We start from the raw sequence: 614 nt of genomic DNA, 5'->3' as shown, positions 1-614 counted from the left end.
CGCCATGCTCGCTGGCGGCAATTTGTGCAACGCCATGCGCAGCATCAGGATGGTCAGGATGCTGAACGCCACCGGCAACGACACCGCCCACAGCACATAGCTGGTGATCAGCACCTGAAACTGCTGATGCGCATCCACCAGGTGCGGGGCCAGCAGGCCACCACTGGCCGCCGCCACCTCAGCCGCCACCACCGGCAACAGCCATACCGCGGTCATCTGGTCGATGCTGTGCTCCTGGCGGGTGAACATCAGGTACGGAATGGCCACGCCACACAGCAATGCCAGTGCAACGTCCAACCACCAAAGGGCCTCGACCCACGGCACAAGGCCGTTGCCCCAGCGTGCGATACCAAACACCAGTGCACCATTGAGCAGCGTTGCCAGCCCCATCGGAATGGTGCCGAAAAACATCGAGACCGTGGAATGGGCAAAGATGCGACGCGCCTCGTCGAAGAACATGACCCAACGCGCGGCGTACAGCACGCTGAACAGCACAAACAGGCCAATGCTCAACAACCACAGCATCTCGGCCACGCCCGCCAGCGCGGGCAGCGCCTGCGGCAATGCCAGGGCCAGCACACCGGTGCCCATGGTGGCGGCGAACCAATGGGGGG

Annotated in this window: 1 protein-coding gene; it reads right to left on the bottom strand. The window is 63.7% G+C overall.

Annotated elements, in window-relative coordinates; genetic code table 11:
* Positions 1-614, bottom strand: a 614-nt coding sequence (locus G3436_RS23140) for an SLAC1 family transporter (protein WP_476644180.1), incomplete at both ends; no start/stop codon positions are given.

Source organism: Pseudomonas brassicae, assembly GCF_010671725.1.
In the GTDB taxonomy this organism is placed as follows: Bacteria; Pseudomonadota; Gammaproteobacteria; order Pseudomonadales; family Pseudomonadaceae; genus Aquipseudomonas; species Aquipseudomonas brassicae.
Note: the sequence above shows the minus strand (reverse complement) of the source record. Positions and strands in the feature narration are given on the sequence as shown.